Raw genomic sequence first — 22,916 nt, forward strand, 5'->3', positions numbered from 1 at the left:
CAAAGAAGCGTAATGCAAATAAATGCAATTACGCTTCAAATCTAACAAATTAAAACTTAATTTAATTTCTCGTAACAAAACCTGATATGGCTGAAACTGGTCCAGTTCCCATAGAAATGGCTGTATGCACTAATGCATCAGTTGGTACCATATGTGCCAAAGGTTTTAATGTAAATGGTAAAGTACTATTATCTGGACTTGGTTCTACCGAAATTACAATAGTTGCGCCTCTTAAATCTGTAGGAAATGTAAATCCTGTAGGTGCATTTTGTAAATAATCTTCGCCAGGATAAGCAGGTCCATTACCTGTATCTCCTTTATAAATTGAAGACGCGGCATTATCATCTGCTGCTGCAGGATCTGTAAATGTACCTGTACTTATTGGTGTACCATCTATTACTGCCCAGCCTTCGTATTGCCAACCATCAGTTAAAGTTGGTAAATTTAAACCTGTAACTGCTGTTCCACTAGAATTATCCAAAAACCAAACACCACTTTCTTCATTTGAATCATCTGCATCTGTTGGTGTTGCTAAAATATAAGTTCCTGTAGAGGTGCTAAAATCTCCTACTATTCCATTTGAATCCACGTTGGCAACAGTACCAGAAAAATCACCTGCCAAAATCTTTGTATCTGCTGGTGCTGGATTGGTATCAATTGCTGGTTCAATAGAAAGTACAAATGTAGATGCACTATCTAATTGATCTGTGTCTACTGAAAATGTTTGTGGAAAATCTACACTACTAAACGTACCTGTTGATACAGGTGAACCATCTACAATAATCCAACCTTCATAAACAAAATCATCACCTAATGCCTCTAAACCATCAAGACTAAGGGTTAAATCTGAATTTGAAGTACTTACGTTGTCATCGTCGTCACTACATGAGCTGGCAAAAAACCCTAATGCCAAAGCTGCTAAAATCATTTTTTTCTTCATTGCTTTTTATTTTTAAATTATAATTCAAAAATAAATCTTCAATTTCCAATAAAATGTTAGTCAGCTAACACTAAGCCGTTTTTTTTAAGATTCTGATTTCATTTCTGTTAAAATCTAAGTAATTCTCTTCTTTAAGTTCATTTAGAAGAATATTTATTGTTGGTCTAGAAGTACCAATTAATGAAGCAATATCTTTTTGAGTATAAGGATGTTTAATAATATGATCACCTGTTTTATCACAGTTGTAGCCAAAATCTAAACATAGTTCATCTAAAAACTCAACTAATCTTGTTTTTGTATCCTTAAATAATAACAATTGCAATCTGCGCTCAAGCTTTTTAAATTTAAACCCAATAAACTTATAGACTTTAAAACTAAATGTTTGGTTATTACGCATCATATCTTGCATAGTATCTACACCTATAGAACAAACTGAAGTGTTATTGTCAATAGATTGTGCAAATTCATCCCTTGTGTCCTCACCTAATATGGCTTTTTCCCCAAACAATTCTCCTTTAGTAAGAATTGCCTTTACTATTTCATTACCATCTTCTGTATAATACCCAATTTTTACTTTTCCGTTTTCTATTAAGTATAATTTATTGGCTGAATCGGATTCAAAATAGATATATTCTTTCTTGTTATAAGCACAAAAACTATGCTCATTTTTATATTCGCTAAATTTATGAGGACAGAGTACCTTAAATAGGTTAACATCGTCAAAGAACCACAGTGACTGCATTATTATAAGAGAATTTGTTAGATTTTGTTTAGGTCGTAAAAAATATGCAGAACTTACATAAATATAAAAAAGCCCAAGAATTCTCAAGGGCTTTTCTTTACAATCTATTTATTTTTATGCGTTCTCCTTTTTAATTAAGTTAAGAGCAGAACCCTCATTATACCATTCAATTTGTGCTTGATTATATGTGTGGTTTAATGCAATAACATCTTTGCTTCCGTCTGCATGTACTACTTCTACATTTAATTGTTTGTCTGGTGCAAACTCATTTAAATCTAAAAAATTAAAGGTATCATCTTCTTGTATTAAATCATAATCGGACTCATTTACAAATGTTAAACCGAGCATTCCTTGCTTTTTAAGGTTAGTCTCATGTATACGAGCAAAAGACTTTACAATTACCGCTACTACACCAAGATGTCTTGGTTCCATTGCAGCATGTTCTCTAGAAGATCCTTCTCCATAATTATGATCACCTACTACGATAGATTTTACACCAGCAGCTTTATAAGCCCTTGCAGTATCTGGCACACCTCCAAAATCACCAGTTAATTGATTTTTAACAAAGTTAGTTTTCTTACCAAAAGCATTTACAGCTCCTATTAGACAGTTATTAGAAATATTATCTAAATGCCCTCTAAAACGTAACCAAGGTCCTGCCATTGAGATATGATCAGTGGTACACTTTCCATATGCTTTAATTAGTAATTTGGCTCCTTTAATCTCATTACCAATAGGCTCAAAAGGTGTTAATAGTTGTAATCGTTCTGATGTTGGACTCACTGTAACTACTACATTGCTACCATCCGCAACTGGAGCTAAATAACCGTTTTCTTTTACCTCAAAACCTTTTGGTGGTAATTCCCAACCTGTTGGCTCATCAAACATTACTTCTTCTCCGTTTTCGTTGATTAACTTGTCCTTTATTGGGTTAAAATCTAATCGGCCAGCAATAGCAATAGCTGCTGTTAATTCTGGAGAAGCCACAAATGCATGTGTATTAGGATTTCCATCTGCACGTTTAGCAAAGTTTCTATTAAATGAATGTACAATACTATTTTTAGGTGCATTTTTTGGATCACTATATCTAGCCCATTGACCTATACATGGACCACAAGCATTTGTAAAAATCTTAGCATCTAATTTCTCAAATATTCCTATAATACCATCTCTATCTGCCGTGTATCGTACTTGCTCAGAACCAGGATTTATACCAAGTTCAGCCTTCATCTTTAACCCTTTATCTAATGCTTGCTGTGCAATTGAAGATGCTCTAGATAAATCTTCGTATGATGAATTGGTACAAGAACCTATTAAACCCCATTCTACTTGAATTGGCCAATTATTTGCTTTCGCTTTTTCTGTCATTGCGCTACCTACTTCTGTAGATAAATCTGGTGTAAAAGGGCCATTTAATAATGGTCCTAATTTTGATAAATCAATATCAATTACTTGATCAAAATATTGCTCTGGATTTGCATATACTTCATCATCGCCAGTTAAATATTCCCTAATTTCATTTGCTTCATCTGCAATATCTGCTCTATCAGTTGAACGTAAGTAACGCTCCATAGAATCATCATAACCAAAAGTAGAAGTGGTTGCTCCTATTTCGGCTCCCATATTACAAATAGTTCCTTTTCCTGTACAAGACATAGATGTAGCTCCAGGACCAAAATATTCTACAATAGCACCTGTTCCTCCTTTTACAGTAAGAATTTCTGCTACTTTTAATATCACATCTTTTGGTGCTGTCCAACCCGAAAGTTTCCCTGTTAACCTTACTCCTATTAATTTTGGGAATTTAAGTTCCCAAGCCATACCTGCCATGACATCAACAGCATCTGCACCACCAACTCCAATAGCTACCATCCCTAATCCACCAGCATTTACAGTATGCGAATCCGTACCAATCATCATTCCTCCAGGAAATGCATAATTTTCTAAAACAACCTGATGTATTATACCTGCTCCTGGTTTCCAGAAACCAATACCGTATTTGTTTGATACAGACTCTAAGAAATTAAATACTTCGCTACTTGTATTATTGGCATGTTTTAAATCTGCTGCTGCACCATCTTTTGCCTGTATGAGGTGATCACAATGTACTGTAGTTGGTACTGCTACCTTTGATTTACCAGCTTGCATAAATTGCAATAATGCCATTTGCGCTGTTGCATCTTGACAAGCTACTCGGTCTGGAGCAAAATCTACATAATCTTTACCTCTAATAAAAGCTTTACTTGGTTTTCCATCCCATAAATGCGAGTATAATATCTTTTCTGAAAGTGTTAATGGTTTACCAACAATTTTTCTGGCAGCATCTACTCGCTCTGTCATGTTAGTATAAACCTTTTTAATCATATCAATATCAAAAGCCATAGTATTTTTATTTTGTTTTTAATTTTACTAATATACAAAATGCTATATGACTTTAAAAGAGTATCTACCTTATATATAATGATAGCGGAATAACTTTTTTCTATTATAAACAAAAAAAAGTGGTTATCAATATTAAAAATTTAACTTTATTATACAAAAAAGCCTGAATCTAAGATTCAGGCTTTTTTGTATATAATTGAATTTCTAATTATCTAACTAATTGTTTTTGAGACGGTTTAAATTTAGTTAAAACAATACCATCAACGGCAGCTTCATATTCTGCTAATGTTGGCGTTCTTCCTAAAATTGTAGACAAAACAACTACTGGTGTTGAAGACAATAATGATTCTCCTTTTTTCTCTCCAGAATCTTTAACCACTCTTCCTTGGAATAATCGTGTTGATGTTGCCATTACTGTATCTCCTGGTTCTGCTTTTTCTTGATTACCCATACATAGATTACAACCTGGACGCTCTAAGTATAGCATGTTTTCGTATTTTGTACGTGCTAAACCTTTTGGTGCGTTATCATCAAACTCAAATCCTGAATATTTTTGTAACACTTCCCAATCACCTTCATCTTTAAGTTCGTCAACAATATTATATGTTGGTGGTGCCACTACTAAAGGTGCTTTAAATTCTACTTTACCTTCTTGAGCTTCTATGTTTTTTAACATCTGTGCTAAGATTTTCATATCACCTTTATGAACCATACAAGAACCCACAAAACCTAAATCTACTTTTTTAGTTCCTCCATAGAAAGATAATGGTCTAATATTATCATGCGTATATCGTTTTGAAACGTCTTCATTATTTACATCTGGATCTGCAATCATTGGTTCAGCAATTTCATCTAAATCAATAATAACTTCTGCATGATATTTAGCATTGGCATCTGGTCTTAAAGATGGCTTGATACCTGTTTTAAGTTCTGTTATTCTTGTTTCTGCTTTTTCAACAAGACCCTTAAGTACTTGTTTTGCGTTATCCATTCCTTTTTCAATCATGATTTGGATACGACCTTTTGCAATTTCTAAAGATTCTATTAAAGTTTCATCTTCAGAAATACAGATTGATGCTTTCGCTTTCATCTCTGCAGTCCAATCTGTAAATGTAAAGGCTTCATCAGCGGTTAATGTACCAATATGTACTTCGATTACACGACCTTGAAATACATTTTCTCCTCCAAATTGCTTTAACATTTGTTGCTGCGTTGCATGCACTACATCACGGAAATCCATGTAAGATTTCATTTGGCCTTTAAAGGTTACTTTCACCGATTCTGGAATTGGCATACTGGCTTCTCCTGTTGCTAAAGCTAAAGCTACTGTACCAGAATCTGCTCCAAACGCCACACCTTTAGACATACGTGTATGTGAGTCTCCACCAATAATGATATCCCAATCTCCTACTGTAATGTCGTTAAGTACTTTATGTATAACGTCTGTCATTGGAAAATACTTCCCTTTTGGATCACGACCAGTAATTAGACCAAAGTCGTTCATAAAGCTCATTAATCTTGGGATATTGGCTTTAGATTTGTCATCCCAAACTGATGCTGTATGACAACCAGATTGGTATGCTCCATCTACAATTGGAGAAATAACTGTGGCAGCCATCATCTCTAATTCTTGAGAGGTCATTAATCCTGTTGTATCTTGAGAACCTACAATATTAACTTCTGCACGTACATATGAACCTGCATGAAGTGTTGCTCCTGAAGTTCCTACTGCATTTTTATTAAATATTTTCTCAACTGCGGTTAGACCTTGTCCTTCTATTGAAACTTCTTTTGAAGGCGCATATACTTGAGGTACATTAATACCTAATACTTTACATGCAAAAGTTTGCAATTTTTTTCCAAAAACAACAGCGTAAGACCCTCCAGCTTTCATAAACTCCATTTTTTGAGGAGTAAATGCAGCAGATACATCTTTTAATTCAACATCACCGTGATATAATTTTTTCTCTTTTGTATTTATAGTTAAAACTGTACCTGTTGCTACAGAATACATTTGTTTTAAAATTGGCTCGCCATCCTCATCTACAATTGTATTTCCATCGGCATCCTTTTGTTGCACCCAGTTTTTAAGGTCTAGACCTATACCTCCTGTTACACCAACTGTTGTTAAAAATATTGGTGCAATACCATTTGTACCAGCAATTACTGGAGCAATATTAATAAATGGTACGTATGGACTTGATGGAATACCAGTCCATAAGGCTACGTTATTTACACCAGACATTCTTGAAGATCCAACTCCCATGGTCCCTTTTTCTGCAATTAGCATGACACGTTTGTCTGGATGTGCTTCTTTTAAAGCTAATAATTCGTTTTGCATGTCTTTGTTATGCTCAAACATACATTGACCGTGTAACTCTCGGTCTGATCTTGAGTGCGCATCACCACCTGGAGATAATAAGTCCGTTGAAATATCACCAACACCTGCAATGTAAGTTACGACATCTATTTTTTCTTCAACATCTGGAAGTTTTGTAAAAAATTCTGCTTGCGCATAACTTTCAATAATGTCTTTTGCAATTTTACTTCCATTGTTTAATGCATCCTCTAAACGATCTGTATCTGCTTCGTATAAAAATACTTGAGTTTTTAAAACTTTAGCAGCTTGATTAGCAATGGCTTCATCGTTACCTAAAGCTAAGTCTAATAATACTTTAACTGAAGGTCCTCCCTTCATATGCGATAATTGCTCAAAAGCAAATTCGGTTGAAATTTCTGGTACATCCGACTCTCCTAAAATAATTTCTTTTAGAAACTTCGCTTTTACAGAAGCAGCGCTTGTTGTTCCTGGTAAAACATTATATATAAAGAACTTTAGAGACTGCTCTCTGTATTCGTTGTTGGTGTCTTTAATTTGCTCAATAATTGCGCTTAATAAATCTGCACCATCTATTGGCTTTGGATGTAGACCTAAGACTTTTCTGTCTTCAATCTCTGTAAGGTAATCTTTATAAATGTTCATATAGTAGAGTTATTTATTTTTAAAAAGGACACAAATCTACAAATTTTAAAGAGTATTTGAAAAATATGCAATAAAATAGGATAACCTATAAAAACAATACATAATTATATAATTTTTACTATCATTAATTAAGTATTTAACAAAAAACTTCGTCAATAATTAATAATTTAACAATTATACATTATTAGAGTCATTATGAGTTTTGATTATTGTAGTATTTCTATTGCTAATAGAAGAGAAATCAATCTAAAATTGAGATTTAAAAATATCAACTTACAACAATATTTATGCTGCACTTATCGAAATAAACAACCGAGTTAGTGTTTTCTATAATAATAAACCTTAAAAACAGCAATGACAGCTACGAATGTTTCAATAGAGCTTCCCTCAATTAAAAAAATTGCTCCAACTCTTGTACGTTCTGAGTCTGCTGACGAAGCGATTTAAAGTTTAGAAAAAAGAATTATAATAATATCTGTAAAGTTCCTTTATATCATTTAAAACAAACTCTGAATAATCTTTTCGTCAGTAACACCTTCTGCTTCTGCTTTATAATTTTTAATGATTCGGTGTCTTAGTATACCGATTGCTACGGCTTGAACATCTTCTATATCTGGAGAAAATTTTCCGATTGTTGCTGCATGAGTTTTTGCTGCTAAAATAAGATTTTGAGAGGCTCTTGGTCCTGCTCCCCAATCTACAAATTCAGTTACGATAGCTGCAGCAGTATCTTCTTTTGGTCTTGTTTTACCTACTAAAGAAACAGCATATTCTATAACATTGTCTGCAACAGGAATACGACGAATTACATTTTGAAAATCAATAATTTCTTGAGCTGTAAATAAGGAGTTAACCGTTAATTTAACTTCTGTTGTGGTTGCTTTTACAACATCTACCTCTTCTTGAAATGAAGGGTATTCTAAATTTATAGCAAACATAAAACGGTCTAATTGCGCCTCTGGCAAAGGATAAGTACCTTCTTGCTCAATTGGGTTTTGTGTAGCCAAAACAAAGTAAGGCAAACTTAATTTATATTGGTGTCCTGCTACAGTTACTGAACGCTCTTGCATAGCTTCTAATAACGCAGCTTGCGTTTTTGGAGGAGTTCTATTTATTTCATCTGCCAAAATAATATTAGCAAAAATGGGTCCTTTAATAAATTTGAAATGCCTGTTTTCATCTAAAATCTCACTTCCTAAAATATCACTTGGCATTAAATCTGGCGTAAACTGAATACGTTTAAAGTCTAAACCTAAAGCCTGCGCAATAGTATTAACCATCAACGTTTTTGCTAAACCAGGAACACCAATTAAAAGTGAATGACCACCAGAAAATATTGAAATCAAAATTTGATTAACAACTTCGTCTTGACCGATAATAACCTTTGCCACTTCCTCTTTAAGTGCTGCAAATTTCTTTACAAAATTTTCGATTTTAGCTACATCAGACATAAACGCTTATTTTTTTAACCAGTTACTTTGAAAATCACAATCTCTATACTCTCCATTAATTTTAATGTAAGTTTCTGAAATGGTTTCTTTCTGCCATTTTTCAACGGCTTTTATTTGTTTGTCTTGCAATGCTAAGTTTTTAATCTTTAAATAATCTTTTGCAAAGTCTGCTTCGTGATCATCAATACGATCTGTAACTGTTAAAATCTTAAATTTAATTCTATTAACACGATCTTCATCTTGTAAAACTTCACTTATCTCACCATCCTTTAGATCTTGTATTTGAGAATAAAGTTCTGGTTCTATTCTTGTTAATTCAAAATTAAAATCTTGAGTTAACGGATTAGTTAGCTGACCACCTTCATATTTTGTTTCTTCTTCATCGCTAAACTCCCTTGCAGCTTCTGCAAAAGTTAAAGTACCATCAACTATTTTTTCTCTTACTTTTTTAATTTTATCATTTGCCTCTTTTATAGCTTCTTGCGTCAATTCTGGACGTAATAATATGTGTCTTACTTCATATTCTTGACCTCTAATTTTTTCTAGTAATATGATATGATATCCAAATTCAGTAGCAAAAGGTTCTGATATTTCACCTTCTTGCATTGCAAATGCAACTTCTCTAAATTCTTTTACCATTCTTGGCTGCTTTCTGTTTAGAGTATATTTTCCACCATCTCTTTTAGATGCAGTATCTTCTGTGTAAAATAACACTTTAGTGGTAAAACTAGAACCGTTTTCTTCTACATCTTTTTTAAATCCTTTTAGCTTATCTATAACGGCTTGTTTTGCTTCTTCTGTTACTTCAGGTATTACAACAATTTGTGCTAATTTTAATTCTGTACCAAAAGTTGGTCGTTCGTCTTTAGGGATATCATTAAAAAATGTACGCACTTCTTCTGGAGTAACTTCAATATCACCAGTTACTTTTGATTGCATTTCTTGAGCGAGATAGTTGTTTTTATTTATCTCGTACATTTCATCTTTTAAAGCTTGTTCAGAATCCTTTTTATAATATTCTAGCATTTTCTCAACATCGCCATTTAACTGAGCTAAAATGCCTTGAAATTGCTGATCGACACGAGAACGAATCTGTAATTCATTAACAATAACACTATCTTGAATAGCTTGGTGTGCATATAACTTGCTTTCTAATAAGCTTCCAAAAAGCTCGCATCTGGTTAAATCGCCTAAATCTGCTCCTTGTGCTTTTATCTGCTCTATTTCTCTGTCTAAATCAGATTCTAACAAAATAAAATCACCAACAACTGCAGCAACACCATCTGCTTTTATACGTGTTTTGTTAGTAACACTATCTTTTACTTTTTCTTCGACTGGCTTTTCGTCTTCAATAATTTCTTGAGCATTAATAAAGCTAAAGGACATAAAGCAAACCAACAAGGTTGCTTTAATTGTAAATTTGGAATTGATTGTTTTTAATAGCATCTTTTGTAATATCATTTTCTAGTTGCTTGATGAGCTCTAATTTTCTCTTGTTTATAACAATTTTTTTAATCGATGAATTCACATAATTCAAAGGTGCATAATCGTTTTGAAGTCGCACGTCATTAACTTGCATCAAATATAGGTTTAATGAATCTTTGAGTTGTAAGAAATTAGTTTTTTTTAACAGTTGATTTTTATTCGCTTCTGTTATTATAGGAATTTTATCTGCTACATGATTCTGTTTTACCCAAAGCGAATCATTTAAAGAATACGATACAAATTGTACAGAAATAGAATCTAAATAACTCTTATCATTAGTTTTAAAGCGTTTAAACCTTTTTTTAATTGTATCTAAATTAACAGGATTTAATGGCAGACTAATGTACCTTAATTGTATTAAGTTATCATTTAGCTTAAAAGACTCTTTATTAGCTTCATAAAATAATTGCGCTTCTTCTGGCTTTACAAGCGTGTCAATATTCTTTTTTACTAAACCTTCTAAATACGCTTTAGTATATAAATCAATCTTATACTGTTCTACTAGTTTAGAAAAATCATTTTGCTTTGTTTGCGATAAATTAATCAACGCGCCATCCATTAGAAGTAATTGTCTTGCCCAACGGTTTACATAAGCATTAACCATTAAAATACTATCTTCTTTGGAAGCTCCTTGAGGCACAATATCTTTTAGGTCTTCCTTATAAAGATAAGATTCATTTACTCTTGCAATTGGCTCGCGATCGTCCGATTTTTTAAAAAAGTTACAACTTGTTAGAAGTATACTTATTAATATTATGTATAAGGTGTTTTTCAAAAAAAAATTATTTATCAATCTTAGATTTAATAGAATTTAAAGCTTCTGTATTAATTTCAACTTTATAACGATTATACAAACTCTTAACCCAATTTTCTTCTAAAATCGTTTGGTAATCATTTGTAACTTTACCTTTAGCTTCGTCAAAAGTTTTTACTCTCGCTGGTATTACTTCTTTTACATCTATAATATGAAATGCTTCGTTATGATTATTGTATACCTCCGAAAGTCCTTTTTTAGCCTCAAATCCTGGTGGCAAAATAGGATTAGTAATACTATAAAGTCCTTTAGTAAAAATTACGTTTTGCTCATCACCTTTATTTAAAGTTTTCTTTATATCCTCTTGCGACTTTCCTTTCTTCATCAGCTTTCTTAATTTCTTTAAATTAGATTTATCTGATGATGTTGCTATAACTACATCTACTCTATCTTCCCATTGATAGTTTGATTTATTGTTGTTATAATAATTCTCTAAACCAACCGTATCTTTAGATGCTTTGTTCCATATTTCCTTCTCCATTAAATCAAATAGCAGTAATCCGTCTCTATATTCTTTTAAAATATTTGCATAATCTTCATTTTCAAATTCTAGATTTTCTTCTCTGTATTTAAAAATTGAAGTTTCAAAAAAGTTATTATATTCTTTCTCTACTATACTTGAAAACGGAAGTTTATTTCCGGCATATAAACGCTGAGAATTAAACAACTGTTTGGCGAAAGCCTCGTATGTAAAAGGTTTATTATTAATAGTAAAAATAGCTTCATTTCCTTTTAAATCTTCTGGTAATTCCCATGCTCGGTTATAAAACTTATCATTTAATAATCTTGTGAAATAAGATTTTGCTTCAGGATTATATGTAATTTCATATTTTTTCTTCAGCTTAGAAACCATAGCTTCATTAATTAACTTAGATCTAGAATCTCTTTGAACTTTTGTTATAAAAGCGGCTTTTACATCTTCATACGGTGCCAATGGCTCTAAATCTATACGCTTTACAATATGCCAACCAAAAGCTGTTTTGAAAGGCTCACTAATATCTCCATTATTCTTTAGAGCAAATGCTTGGTCTTCAAATTCTAAAGAACTCAATTGCCCGCTTTTAAAAGGTGTTAATTTACCTCCATTATTTGCAGAGCTCTTATCGTCAGAAAATTGCTTGGCTAATGCCTCAAAACTTTCTCCTTGTTCAATTTTTTTATAAATTGAATTAATACGTTCTTCTGGGTTTAATAACGAATCTTTTTGGGTTAAATTCACCATAATATGTGACGCAGTAATTGTACCTCTAGAGAGACGTTTGTCATTTACTTTAACCACATGATAACCAAATTGGGTTCTAAAAGGCATGGAAATTTCACCAACAGGTGTATTGTAAGCGGCAGTTTCAAAATCATACACCATTTTAAAAGCTGAGAAATAACCCAAATCTTCTAAGAAAATAGTTTGTCCGTTATGTTTTTTGGCTTTAACAGTATCATAACCCTCTCGTAAAACCTGTTCTTTTAGAGCCAATACTTCATTATAAGCGGCAATAGTATCTTTTGCTGAAGCATCTAAACGCACTAAAATATGAGATGCATTAACATCTAAATTACTTCGCTCATATGCTTCTTTAACCAACTCTTCCGTAACTTTATTTTCAGAAATATAATTTTTAATTAATTGTTTCTTATATCTTGAAAATTCACGTTGATATTTCTTGTCTTCATTTAACTTTAGACGTTTAGCTTCTTGTAATTTTAACTGATATTCTGTAAATAATTTTAAGTAACCGTCTATATCCTTTTGACTTTCATCCCTTACTAAATCTATATTTTTATTGTAAACTCTTAAAAACTCTGATACCTTTACAGACTCATCGCCTACTGTTAGAAGAACTTCATCTTTATCTTGAGAAAACGAAAAGTTGAGTGCAATAAGCACCACTAATAAACACTTAAATTTTAATGACTTCATTTAATCTGTTTTTAATATGAAATTTTTATGTGAATGATAATTTTTTCAAACTGAGCAAAAATAACATAAATAGCTTATTTAACAAGCTGATTGAATTGCAATATTTTTAAAGCAGTGGCTAGTTACGTAGTAAAAATCATACTAGTTTAACATCTCTTAAAGTTTAGCATTGATTTTAACAAATAAAACTATAAAAACGTCGATTAGTTAAAATAATTGCAAACTCATTATCTATATTTGTTTAAAATCCCTCAGAATGCAATACACCACTGAAATACTTATTAAAAAGCCCATTTCAGAAGTTATAGAAAAACTAGACTCTTCGGAAAATTTAAAGCACTGGCAAAATGGCTTAGTGAGCACCGAACATATTTCTGGCCAACCAAGTGAACTTGGTGCAACAATGAAATTAAGTTATAGCTTTGGTAAACGTAAAATGGAAATCATTGAAACGGTTACAAAACAAAACTTTCCATATGAGTATCATGCATCTTACACTACTAAAGGTGTTAGAAATATCCAAGAAAACTATTTTAAAGTTACGGAAGAAAATTATACTTATTGGATTTCTAAAAACGAATTTCAGCCTACTAGTTTTAAAATGAGTGCTATGCTGTTTTTTATGCCAAGAGCCTTTAAAAAACAGACAAAAACGTATTTAACTAATTTCAAAAATTTTGTTGAAAATGGTATCTCAGTCCTTTCTACTAATTAAAAATAAAAATGCGACAATTAAAACTAATTTGGGACTTTAGAGGTATGGTTGCTGAGAAAACAGCAGAACATCATGTTATTCATTTAAAAGAATATATTACCAACAACCAACTCAACATTACTACAGTTGGCACAGAAACTATAAGTGATATGCATACTTTAGCATATTTAGTAGTTGCCGAATCTGAAATGAAACCCATTAGAGATGCTTTAAAACCGCATCGTGGACAAGTTTATTTAGGAAAATAGATTGTTAATATATCTTGTTATCACAAAATTTTTTTCTAAAAAAGTCGTTTAAAAAACGCTTGTATAAATCGTTTTGAAGGTACTGATAATATAATTTTTAAGTCTTCAATTAAAGAAGATTCTTCATCTAAAAATTTAAAGATAGTTTTAATTTTAGCTTTCTTAAACATTGAAGAAAACAGAGCAGAACCTTCTGCATTATAATTAGCTAAAACATCTAAAAAGATTAAATCATAAAACCAAAATTTAGATGCTTTATAAAACTTAGAAAAATCATCCTTTTGTTTTAAAAATGCAACGACATCCTTCGTTTTTTTTGTAGTATTTTTAAACGTATATCCTGTGCTAGCTTTTGTCCAGCCACCAGCTGTACCAATGTTTAAAATATGTTTAGAATTTAATTCTGAAAATTTAAAAGATGTCATTGGTATATTCCCTTTTTCAACTTCTAAAACTTTGTATTCTTTAATATTGTTATTATTTAAATAATCTACTATAGCATGCTCGTATTCAGAGATTTCTAGTAAATTTTTAGAAAATAAAGTATATTCAAATAACGCATTGTTTTTATCTAACGGTAAAACATACATAAACCTTGTATTTCCATTTTGTGGCACAGAAAAATCCATAAACGTGGCTTTAGAATCATCAAATAATTCATCTTCAACCGCAATAAACCAACCCACAAAATGCTGATGAATTAAAGGATACTTTTTTTGAGATTGATAAGTTTTAGGATTAGGAATACTATTAAAAAGTTTTAATCCAATATAGTTTTCTTTTGATGTGGTAACTTGAACTTTACCTTCAACTTCCTTAAAACTAACGATTAACTCTTCTTTAAAAGTAATATTTGGTTTAGTCTTTAAAACTCCCCATAATTTGTTGTAATAATTTTCACTCCTAATCATTTTATAACGATATGGTGTAATTGGTATAGATTTAGTAAAATCAGTACTACCGAAAAAAATTTTATCCCAAGATTTGGTTACAATTTCGTCCCATTCACCATCCTTTGTTTCCCAAAAACACCAAGTTCTATCATTCCCCTTATCTTTAGATTTATCAATTATTAAAATTGATTTGTCTTTAAAAAAAGTATCATTAGCCATCCTGTAGGCTAACATTAAACCAGATGCTCCTGCACCTAAAATGATATAATCGTATGTTTTCAAGTTTAAAATATAGAATTTGAAATGTAAAATTAGTTGATTTTATTATTAAATTTATATAAAACAAACCAAATGTGTTACGATATTAAAGCAAGCACAGAAGCACAACTGAAACGCGCACAACGTAAAGGTGATTTGTCTGCAGTAAGTGAGATTTTAGAAAGACTAATACCCTTAACTGACTTGCCTCTTTTTCATGTATCAGGATTTTCTCATCCAGAACTATTAATTTATACTAATGAATCTCCAGATTTTCCAATGGTAGCAACTTGGGGATTAGTCCCTAATTGGGTAAAAGACAATTTACAATTACAAAAAATATGGAATAGTACACTTAATGCTAGAAGTGAAACCATTTTTGAAAAACCATCCTTTAAACCATCTGCTAACAATAGTCGTTGTATTATTTATATTGATGGCTTTTACGAACATCACCATTATAATAAAAACATTTATCCCTTTTTTGTTCAAAGAATAGACAACAAACCTATTGCTTTAGCCGGTTTATGGAGTGAATGGATACATCCTGAGCATGGTGGCACACTAAACACATTTACTATTGTTACGACCCAAGGTAATGCTTTAATGACTAAAATTCATAATAACCCTAAACTCAAGGAACCACGAATGCCTTTAATTTTACCAACAAAATTTGAAGATTTTTGGCTAAACTCAATTGGTAGTGCGTCTGATGTTAAAAAACTACAAATTCTAATAAAAAATGAACCTGAAGTTGAATTAAAAGCACATACAGTAAATAAATTAAGGGGCAAAACATATCTCGGCAACACAGAAACTGTATCTGAAGCGTTTTTATATAAAGACTTAATATTTTAAAACTTTTTAACTACAAATGATTAAAAATTACTTTAAATCATAGTGATTTAGAAACAACTCATCTATTTCTATATCAACATCTTTTAAGAACTGAATTGAAGCTTGAATATCATCGTGCAACACTTCATCTACTTTTATAAAAGGAACTACTTTTCGGTATTGTTCTAAAAACGATTCTAATAAAGGTGATGTTTTTAATGGTCTTCTAAATTCTATCGCTTGTGAAGCATTCATCAATTCTATGGCAATTACGCGCTCAACATTTTTTACTAAAGTATAAGCTTGTGTTGCTGCATTTGCTCCCATACTTACATGATCTTCTTGTCCATTACTAGACACAATGCTGTCTACACTTGCAGGTGTTGCAAGTTGTTTGTTTGCACTAACAATGCTTGCTGCGGTATATTGCGGAATCATAAAACCAGAATTAAGCCCAGGATTATCTACTAAAAATGCTGGCAATCCTCTTAAACCAGAAACTAATTGAAAAACTCGTCGCTCAGAAATGTTTCCGATTTCTGCCATTGCTATTTTTAAATAATCTAAGGCTAATGCTAAAGGTTGACCATGAAAATTTCCACCAGAAATAATTAAATCTTCATCCGGAAAAATATTTGGATTATCGGTAACAGAATTAATCTCTGTTAGTATTACTTTTTCTACAAAATCAAGTGTGTCTTTTGTTGCACCATGAACTTGCGGAATACAACGGAAAGAATATGGATCTTGTACATGCTCTTTTTCGCGAGAAATCAGCTCACTTCCCTTTAAAAACTCATTAAAACGTCTTGCCACCTTACGCTGACCTGGATGAGGTCTTACAGCATGGACTAAATCATGAAAAGGATCTAAACGTCCATCAAAAGCATCTAATGAAATACTAGCTATAATATCTGCTAGATAAGATGTTTTATGAGACATTAATAACAAATAAACACCATAAGCACTCATAAACTGAGTTCCATTTAATAAGGCTAAACCTTCTTTTGCTTCAAGTGAAATTGGTTGCCAATTAAATTTTTCTAAAAGTGTTGATGCCTCATATTCATTATTATTATGTACTACCTTTCCTTTTCCTAATAACGGCAATGCCAAATGAGCTAAGGGCGCTAAATCACCAGATGCTCCAAGTGAACCTTGCGTAAAAACAAAAGGAAAAATATCATTATTAAAAAAATCTATCAGTCTATTAACCGTTGCCAATTGCACACCACTATGACCATAACTCAGGGATTGAATTTTTAACAATAACATTACTTTAACTACAGATTCTGGCACACGCTCTCCAGTTCCACAAGCATGAGACATTACCAAGTTTTTTTGTAATTGACTTAAATCTGAATCAGAAATCTTTACGTTATACAATGAACCAAAACCAGTATTTATGCCATACATTGGTTTTTTATTGTTCGCTAATTTATTATCTAAATAGACTTTACACTTTTTTATACTATTTATAGCATCTTCGGAAAGTTTAAGCTTTTTATTTTCATAAAAGATATTATAAATTGTTACTATATCTAGCGAATCAGTAGAGATGATATGATAATTATCCATTAATTGAAATATTTAGTATTCAAAATTGAGAATAATTTTGCAGTTTACAAGGTTTTGTTAATAATTCATTCTGTCTTTGTTTTTGGCTTTTAATGTTTATTTTTGCATTCGAAAAATACCTATTATGAAAAAACTATTAATATTTTGTATTGCAGCTGCTTTATTTGCCTGTAAGGGAGAACCAAAGGACTATGTAACACTTTCTGGTAAAATTGCAAATCCGGATGAAAGTAAAACGCTTAAAATATTTCAAGGAAGGAATTACGAAAAAATTATTAACTTAAATGATGACGGGTCTTTTGAAGACACCCTTAAAGTAGTCGCTGGTGACTATAATTTTCAACATGGAAAAGAATTTGGCCCAATTTATCTAAAAAATAATAATGTTACTTCTTTTGAAACAGATTACAACTCTTTTGTAGATTCAATGGAATTTAAAGGTGATGCCTCTGATATTAATAATTTTTCATTAAAATCATTTTTACTTGCTAAAAAGCATTTTAACGAAGTGCTTATTGCTAATGGTAGTAAGGAAGATTTTGATAATGCTACTAAAGCCTACAAAGCAGATTACGAAGGATTAAAAACAAAATATTCTGAAGTAGATTCTACACACATCGCTATGATGGACAAGAATGTAAATACAACATTAAGCCAGGTCACTCGATTTATGACTGGTAAGTTAGCAGCACGTTCTGCTATGCCTAAAGGCTCTCCTTCGCCTGATTTTAAAAACTATGAAAACAATGCTGGAGGAAATACATCGCTTTCTGATTTTAAAGGAAAATATGTATATATAGATGTTTGGGCAACATGGTGTGGTCCTTGTATTAAAGAAATTCCTTCGCTTAAAAAAGTTGAAGAACAGTTTCATGATAAAAACATTGAATTTGTCAGTATATCTGTAGATAATGGACGTGGTTACAAAAATGATGCTGCAGCTGCTTATAAAGGTTGGAAAAAAATGATTGTAGATAAAGAATTAGGTGGTGTTCAACTAATAGCAGATAAAGCTTTTTCTTCTGATTTTATGACAAGTTATCAGGTAACTTCTATCCCAAGATTTATATTAATTGACCCTAATGGAAATATTGTAAGTGCGGATGCTCCTAGACCATCTAATCCTGCATTAGTAAAATTACTAAACGAATTGTTGTAAACTTTAACAACTATTCAATTATAAAAAAGCCTGTCTATATAATTATAGACAGGCTTTTTTACTTTAATTTTTCAATCTTTATTGCGGTGTTTCTTCTTTTTGTTCTACCTCTTTAGGTTGCTCTGGTTGCTTAAACAAATCCATATATGCTTTACCTACACCATCGATTATATGACTTGCTATAAGACTTTGATAACCATAATCCTCTAATACAATATCCGCAGATTTTCCATGAAGATATACCGCAAATATTGTTGCTGATAAATGTTCATAACCTTGAGCTATGAGACCAGAAATAATTCCTGTTAAAACATCTCCAGATCCTGCTGTAGCCATACCAGGATTTCCTGTAGTATTTATATAAAATTTATCTTGATATACCGTAATTGAATTTGCACCTTTTATAAGCACAATAACATTATATTTCTTTGAAAAATCTTTTACCTTCTCAAGCTTTTCAAAATCATTAGACCATTTTCCAATTAAGCGTTCTAACTCTTTAGGATGTGGTGTAATAATAGTCTGCTCTGGCAGCAATTTTAATAAAGCTTTCTTTTTAGATAACAAGTTTATTCCATCTGCATCAATAACTAACGGTGCTTTATTGGACTTTAAAAAAGTTTCAAAGGTTTTTGCCGTTCTAGCAGACGTGCCCAATCCTACTCCAACTCCAATTACGGTTGGCTCTATATCAAAACTGATATTTGCTATATGAGTTTCATCACCATCCGTAACTACCATAACTTCAGGAATTGAAGTTTGCAAGCTATGATAACCGCATTTTGGAATGTAAGCAGTAACCAAACCTGCACCAGAACTTAATGCCGATCTACTAGCTAAATTAACAGCTCCAATTTTACCATAACTGCCTCCCAATATTAATACATGGCCAAAATCGCCTTTATGAGAAAATTTTTGTCTAGGTTTATACAATGGCAATACTTCATTTTTAGAAATAAGCTCTACCTCTGTATCCGTATTTATTAAATATTCGCGATCAATACCAATATCCAGTACTTCCCATTGTACAGTATATTTAGCAGTTTCTGGTAAAAAGAATACTAGTTTTGGAGATTGAAAACTTAAAGTGTAATTAGCATTTACAACATCTTTTTCATCTGCAACAGATTTATCTGTATATAAACCTGATGGAATATCTATAGATAGTGTAAATGCTTTTGAAATTCTAAATTGCTCAAACAAAGCTTTAACCCAATCATTTGGAGGACGATTTAATCCAATACCAAAAACAGCATCAACAATAATATCTTCTTCTTTTATGATGACTTCTGAAAAATCATTTTTACAACTAAGCATTTTTGGCCATTCCTTTGAGACGTTTTTTATGCGGTCATAATTAATAAGAAAATCCTTAGAACGTTTATCACTACAATTTACAATATAGGTTACTACATTATAGCCATGCGTTACCAAATGTCTAGCCAACACCAAACCATCACCTCCATTATTTCCTATACCACAAAACACATGAATTGGCACTTGCGCTCCTTGCATACGTGTGTGTATCCAATTAAAAATTTGAATTCCGGCACGCTCCATTAAATCTGTAGAAGTAATTTTTTGACGTTCTGTGGTTAATTTATCTCCTTGATAAATTTGTTCTTTAGAAAATAATTTCATTTGTTTTTAATATTTTTTTTAAAATGTATCCAAATAGGTTATCCAACAATTAGGAAATAAGAATTTAACTAAGACATATACAAGTTTCATATGAATAATTTAATACTCATTGCAAATTGCTGCAAATAATTCAATAAAAATGCAAAGACCAGGCCTTTTTTACAAATTCCCTAAAAAGGATATATAAGTTTTTTTATTGTGGTAAAAATAATACTTTTGACATGTAGTAATGAATAAAAAAACAAACATATCAGCAAACACAATGGTAGGTACAATAAGTACATCTATTTCTATGTTTTTTATTTCAACTATTATTACCCTTTGGGGTAATTTATAATATGCACTTCGTCCCTTTTTGTCTATACAGACATTTTATTCTCTTAAATTACATAAAAATATGAAAGTTCTAAAATTTGGTGGAACATCAGTTGGTTCAGCCGAAAACATAAATAAAGTTATAAATATATTAGACCAACAATCTAAAAACACTAACATTGCCGTTGTAGTCTCTGCCGTTGGAGGCATTACAGATAAATTATTAGAGGCTGCAAATTTAGCATGTGCAAAAAAAGAAGACTATAAACAGAAATACGATGTTATCTGGTCTATACACAATAAAGTTATTGAAGGCTTATTTGAAAATACTGAAAACAACCAAGTATTACAAAGACATCAAGATGAATTACGCGACATAATTTCTGAAAAATTAAACGACCTAAAAAGTCTTCTTAACGGTATTTACCTTATTAATGAATTATCACCAAAAACAAAAGATAAATTATTAAGTTTTGGTGAAGCTTTATCGTCTACTATAATTTTTCACACTTTAAAATCTAGAAATTTAGATGCTGCACTAAAAAACTCACAAGAGGTTATTGTTACAGATTCTAACTTTAATAATGCCATTGTTAATTTTGATGTTACCAATACTAATATCCAAGATTTCTTTAGCACTAATTCTAATTCAATTGTTTTATTCCCTGGTTTTGTTTCAAAGTCAGCACATGGAGAAATTACAACATTAGGTCGTGGTGGATCAGATTATACAGCTGCAATTATTGCCGCTGCTATGGATGCCGAAGAATTACAAATCTGGACAGACGTTAGTGGTATGTACACAACTAATCCTAAATTGGTAAAACAAGCATCTCCTATTGTTGAGTTATCATATCAAGAAGCTGTAGAGTTATCTCATTTTGGTGCAAAAGTTCTGTATCCTCCTACTGTGATGCCTGTGCTTAAAAAACAAATACCTATTGTTATTAAAAATACTATGGAACCAGATGCCATAGGTACTACAATTACTAAAAACATTGCCAATAATGATATTTCACCCGTAAAAGGGATTAGTAATATAGAAAATATTGCTTTATTAACATTACAAGGTAACGGAATGGTTGGTGTTCCAGGCTTTAGCAAACGACTTTTTGAAACACTTGCTCAAGAGAAGATTAATATCATATTAATAACTCAATCGTCTTCGGAACATTCTATATGTTTTGGTATTTCTGCAAATGATGCACAACGTGCTAAAGAAGTTATTGATACGGTTTTTGAATACGAAATAGCATTGCAAAAAATAGACCCAATTGTTGTTGAAACAGACTTATCTATCATCGCAGTAATTGGTGATAAAATGAAAAGTCATCAAGGTATTAGCGGCAAAATGTTTAGTACGCTTGGCAAGAACAACGTTAATATTAGAGCGATTGCACAAGGTGCGTCTGAGCGTAATATTTCTGCTATTATTCATAAAAACGATGTAAAAAAAGCTTTAAATAGTTTACACGAACAGTTTTTTGAGATAAAAACGAAACAAATTAATCTGTTTATTACAGGTGTAGGTAATGTTGGCGAACGACTTATAGAACAAATAAAACAACAAAAAGCATACGTTAAAGAGAACTTTAAAATCAACCTAAGAGTTGCAGGTTTATCAAACTCAAGAAAAATGGTTGTAAATGATGAAGGGATTAATCTTAAAAACTGGAAAGAACAATTAGAAGCTGGCGAAACAGCAAGTTTAGATGGTTTCTTTCAGCATGCAAAATCCTTAAATTTAAGAAACTCTGTTTTTGTAGATATTACTGCAAACGAAGCGGTTTCTAATATTTATGGTGAATATTTAAAACAAAGTATTTCTGTTGTCGCATGCAACAAAATTGCATGTTCTGGAAATATTGAATACTATAATGAGTTAAAAGCTTTATCGCGTAAATACAATGCTTCATTCTTATTTGAAACCAATGTAGGTGCTGGCTTACCAGTTATTGACACATTAAGTCATTTAATAACTTCTGGAGATAAAATAAATACCATACAAGCTGTTTTATCTGGTAGCCTAAATTTTATATTCAATAACTTTAATGCTGAAACTACATTTTATGATGTGGTAAAACAAGCACAAGAAGAAGGTTACACAGAACCTGACCCAAGAATTGATTTAAGTGGAATTGATGTAGCACGTAAGGTCTTAATTTTAGCTAGAGAAAGTGGACACGCTATTGAGCTTGCCGATTTAGAAAGTGATAATTTCTTAACTGATGCAGCAATGAATGCGTCTTCTGTTGATGATTTCTTTGAAACTTTAAAAACAGACGAAGCTTATTACCAAAGCTTATTTAAATCTGCTGAAGATAAAAATTGTCAACTAAAATTTGTTGCCGAGTTTAACGACGGAAAAGCTAAAGTAGGATTAAAAGAAATACCAGAAGGTCATCCATTTTATAACCTAAAAGGAAAAGATAATATCGTTATGTTTTACACACAACGTTATCCAGAACAACCTATGATTATTAAAGGTGCTGGTGCTGGTGCAGATGTTACGGCTTCTGGTTTGTTTGCAGACATTATAAGAATCGCTAATAATTAA

Annotated in this window: 16 protein-coding genes; 5 read left to right on the forward strand and 11 right to left on the reverse strand. The window is 31.6% G+C overall.

What is annotated here, in order from left to right; all coding sequences use genetic code 11:
* Window positions 1–61: 61 nt before the first annotated feature.
* The 8 genes from HNV10_RS04105 to HNV10_RS04140 form a co-directional block, all read right to left on the reverse strand.
* Entirely contained in the window at window positions 62–940 is an 879-nt protein-coding gene (locus HNV10_RS04105) for an anti-sigma factor (protein WP_173300086.1), read from the reverse strand.
* A gap of 70 nt (window positions 941–1,010) precedes the next feature.
* Window positions 1,011–1,682 carry a Crp/Fnr family transcriptional regulator gene (locus HNV10_RS04110; RefSeq protein ID WP_173300087.1) on the reverse strand — a complete coding sequence of 224 codons (672 nt, stop codon included), beginning with the start codon at window positions 1,680–1,682 and terminating at the stop codon, window positions 1,011–1,013.
* Between the two features lie 114 nt (window positions 1,683–1,796).
* Window positions 1,797–4,064 carry an aconitate hydratase gene (locus HNV10_RS04115; protein ID WP_173300088.1) on the reverse strand — a complete coding sequence of 756 codons (2,268 nt, stop codon included), beginning with the start codon at window positions 4,062–4,064 and terminating at the stop codon, window positions 1,797–1,799.
* A gap of 208 nt (window positions 4,065–4,272) precedes the next feature.
* Window positions 4,273–7,047, reverse strand: coding sequence for a bifunctional aconitate hydratase 2/2-methylisocitrate dehydratase (locus HNV10_RS04120; protein ID WP_173300089.1), 2,775 nt, complete (start codon window positions 7,045–7,047; stop codon window positions 4,273–4,275).
* Window positions 7,048–7,544: 497 nt separating this feature from the next.
* Window positions 7,545–8,498 carry an AAA family ATPase gene (locus HNV10_RS04125; RefSeq protein ID WP_173300090.1) on the reverse strand — a complete coding sequence of 318 codons (954 nt, stop codon included), beginning with the start codon at window positions 8,496–8,498 and terminating at the stop codon, window positions 7,545–7,547.
* 6 nt (window positions 8,499–8,504) lie between these two features.
* Window positions 8,505–9,959 (reverse strand): peptidylprolyl isomerase, encoded by a 1,455-nt coding sequence (locus tag HNV10_RS04130; RefSeq protein WP_173300091.1) that lies wholly within the window; start codon window positions 9,957–9,959, stop codon window positions 8,505–8,507.
* On the reverse strand, window positions 9,907–10,758 hold the full coding sequence (locus tag HNV10_RS04135) for a peptidyl-prolyl cis-trans isomerase (protein ID WP_194241019.1): 852 nt from the start codon (window positions 10,756–10,758) through the stop codon (window positions 9,907–9,909). The genes HNV10_RS04130 and HNV10_RS04135 overlap by 53 nt, the downstream gene beginning before the upstream one ends.
* Window positions 10,759–10,765: 7 nt before the next feature.
* Window positions 10,766–12,715: a peptidylprolyl isomerase gene (locus HNV10_RS04140; protein ID WP_173300092.1), complete on the reverse strand. Its 1,950-nt coding sequence runs from the start codon at window positions 12,713–12,715 to the stop codon at window positions 10,766–10,768.
* 256 nt (window positions 12,716–12,971) lie between these two features.
* On the opposite strand from HNV10_RS04140, the gene HNV10_RS04145 reads away from it, so the two are divergent.
* Both HNV10_RS04145 and HNV10_RS04150 read left to right on the forward strand, forming a co-directional pair.
* Window positions 12,972–13,430: an SRPBCC family protein gene (locus HNV10_RS04145; RefSeq protein WP_173300093.1), complete on the forward strand. Its 459-nt coding sequence runs from the start codon at window positions 12,972–12,974 to the stop codon at window positions 13,428–13,430.
* An 8-nt stretch (window positions 13,431–13,438) separates the two neighbouring features.
* Entirely contained in the window at window positions 13,439–13,678 is a 240-nt protein-coding gene (locus HNV10_RS04150) for a hypothetical protein (protein WP_173300094.1), read from the forward strand.
* A 35-nt stretch (window positions 13,679–13,713) separates the two neighbouring features.
* On the opposite strand, the gene HNV10_RS04155 is transcribed toward HNV10_RS04150, so the two are convergent.
* On the reverse strand, window positions 13,714–14,853 hold the full coding sequence (locus HNV10_RS04155; RefSeq protein WP_173300095.1) for a lycopene cyclase family protein: 1,140 nt from the start codon (window positions 14,851–14,853) through the stop codon (window positions 13,714–13,716).
* Between the two features lie 69 nt (window positions 14,854–14,922).
* Between HNV10_RS04155 and HNV10_RS04160 the strand changes: the two genes are divergently transcribed.
* The gene (locus HNV10_RS04160; protein ID WP_173300096.1) at window positions 14,923–15,687 is read left to right on the forward strand and encodes an SOS response-associated peptidase; all 765 of its coding nucleotides are present in this window, start codon (window positions 14,923–14,925) and stop codon (window positions 15,685–15,687) included.
* 27 nt (window positions 15,688–15,714) lie between these two features.
* Here the strand turns inward: HNV10_RS04160 and hutH are convergent, their stop codons facing one another.
* On the reverse strand, window positions 15,715–17,244 hold the full coding sequence (gene hutH, locus HNV10_RS04165) for a histidine ammonia-lyase (protein WP_173300097.1): 1,530 nt from the start codon (window positions 17,242–17,244) through the stop codon (window positions 15,715–15,717).
* Window positions 17,245–17,368: 124 nt separating this feature from the next.
* On the opposite strand from hutH, the gene HNV10_RS04170 reads away from it, so the two are divergent.
* Complete coding sequence (locus HNV10_RS04170; protein ID WP_173300098.1) at window positions 17,369–18,403, forward strand: TlpA family protein disulfide reductase; 1,035 nt, start codon at window positions 17,369–17,371, stop codon at window positions 18,401–18,403.
* 78 nt (window positions 18,404–18,481) lie between these two features.
* Here the strand turns inward: HNV10_RS04170 and HNV10_RS04175 are convergent, their stop codons facing one another.
* Window positions 18,482–20,044: an NAD(P)H-hydrate dehydratase gene (locus HNV10_RS04175; protein WP_173300099.1), complete on the reverse strand. Its 1,563-nt coding sequence runs from the start codon at window positions 20,042–20,044 to the stop codon at window positions 18,482–18,484.
* A gap of 397 nt (window positions 20,045–20,441) precedes the next feature.
* Between HNV10_RS04175 and thrA the strand changes: the two genes are divergently transcribed.
* Entirely contained in the window at window positions 20,442–22,916 is a 2,475-nt protein-coding gene (gene thrA, locus HNV10_RS04180; protein ID WP_173300100.1) for a bifunctional aspartate kinase/homoserine dehydrogenase I, read from the forward strand.

Source organism: Winogradskyella litoriviva (assembly GCF_013249065.1).
Classification (GTDB): domain Bacteria; phylum Bacteroidota; class Bacteroidia; order Flavobacteriales; family Flavobacteriaceae; genus Winogradskyella; species Winogradskyella litoriviva.

What these genes read in the sequence shown, in the direction of transcription:
- thrA (WP_173300100.1), top strand. Translation starts at nt 20,442, where the DNA reads ATGAAAGTTCTAAAATTTGGTGGAACATCAGTTGGTTCAGCCGAAAAC.
- HNV10_RS04145 (WP_173300093.1), top strand. Translation starts at nt 12,972, where the DNA reads ATGCAATACACCACTGAAATACTTATTAAAAAGCCCATTTCAGAAGTT.
- HNV10_RS04115 (WP_173300088.1), bottom strand. Translation starts at nt 4,064, where the DNA reads ATGGCTTTTGATATTGATATGATTAAAAAGGTTTATACTAACATGACA.
- HNV10_RS04130 (WP_173300091.1), bottom strand. Translation starts at nt 9,959, where the DNA reads ATGATATTACAAAAGATGCTATTAAAAACAATCAATTCCAAATTTACA.
- HNV10_RS04125 (WP_173300090.1), bottom strand. Translation starts at nt 8,498, where the DNA reads ATGTCTGATGTAGCTAAAATCGAAAATTTTGTAAAGAAATTTGCAGCA.
- HNV10_RS04150 (WP_173300094.1), top strand. Translation starts at nt 13,439, where the DNA reads ATGCGACAATTAAAACTAATTTGGGACTTTAGAGGTATGGTTGCTGAG.
- HNV10_RS04160 (WP_173300096.1), top strand. Translation starts at nt 14,923, where the DNA reads ATGTGTTACGATATTAAAGCAAGCACAGAAGCACAACTGAAACGCGCA.
- hutH (WP_173300097.1), bottom strand. Translation starts at nt 17,244, where the DNA reads ATGGATAATTATCATATCATCTCTACTGATTCGCTAGATATAGTAACA.
- HNV10_RS04170 (WP_173300098.1), top strand. Translation starts at nt 17,369, where the DNA reads ATGAAAAAACTATTAATATTTTGTATTGCAGCTGCTTTATTTGCCTGT.
- HNV10_RS04120 (WP_173300089.1), bottom strand. Translation starts at nt 7,047, where the DNA reads ATGAACATTTATAAAGATTACCTTACAGAGATTGAAGACAGAAAAGTC.
- HNV10_RS04175 (WP_173300099.1), bottom strand. Translation starts at nt 20,044, where the DNA reads ATGAAATTATTTTCTAAAGAACAAATTTATCAAGGAGATAAATTAACC.
- HNV10_RS04105 (WP_173300086.1), bottom strand. Translation starts at nt 940, where the DNA reads ATGAAGAAAAAAATGATTTTAGCAGCTTTGGCATTAGGGTTTTTTGCC.
- HNV10_RS04140 (WP_173300092.1), bottom strand. Translation starts at nt 12,715, where the DNA reads ATGAAGTCATTAAAATTTAAGTGTTTATTAGTGGTGCTTATTGCACTC.
- HNV10_RS04110 (WP_173300087.1), bottom strand. Translation starts at nt 1,682, where the DNA reads ATGCAGTCACTGTGGTTCTTTGACGATGTTAACCTATTTAAGGTACTC.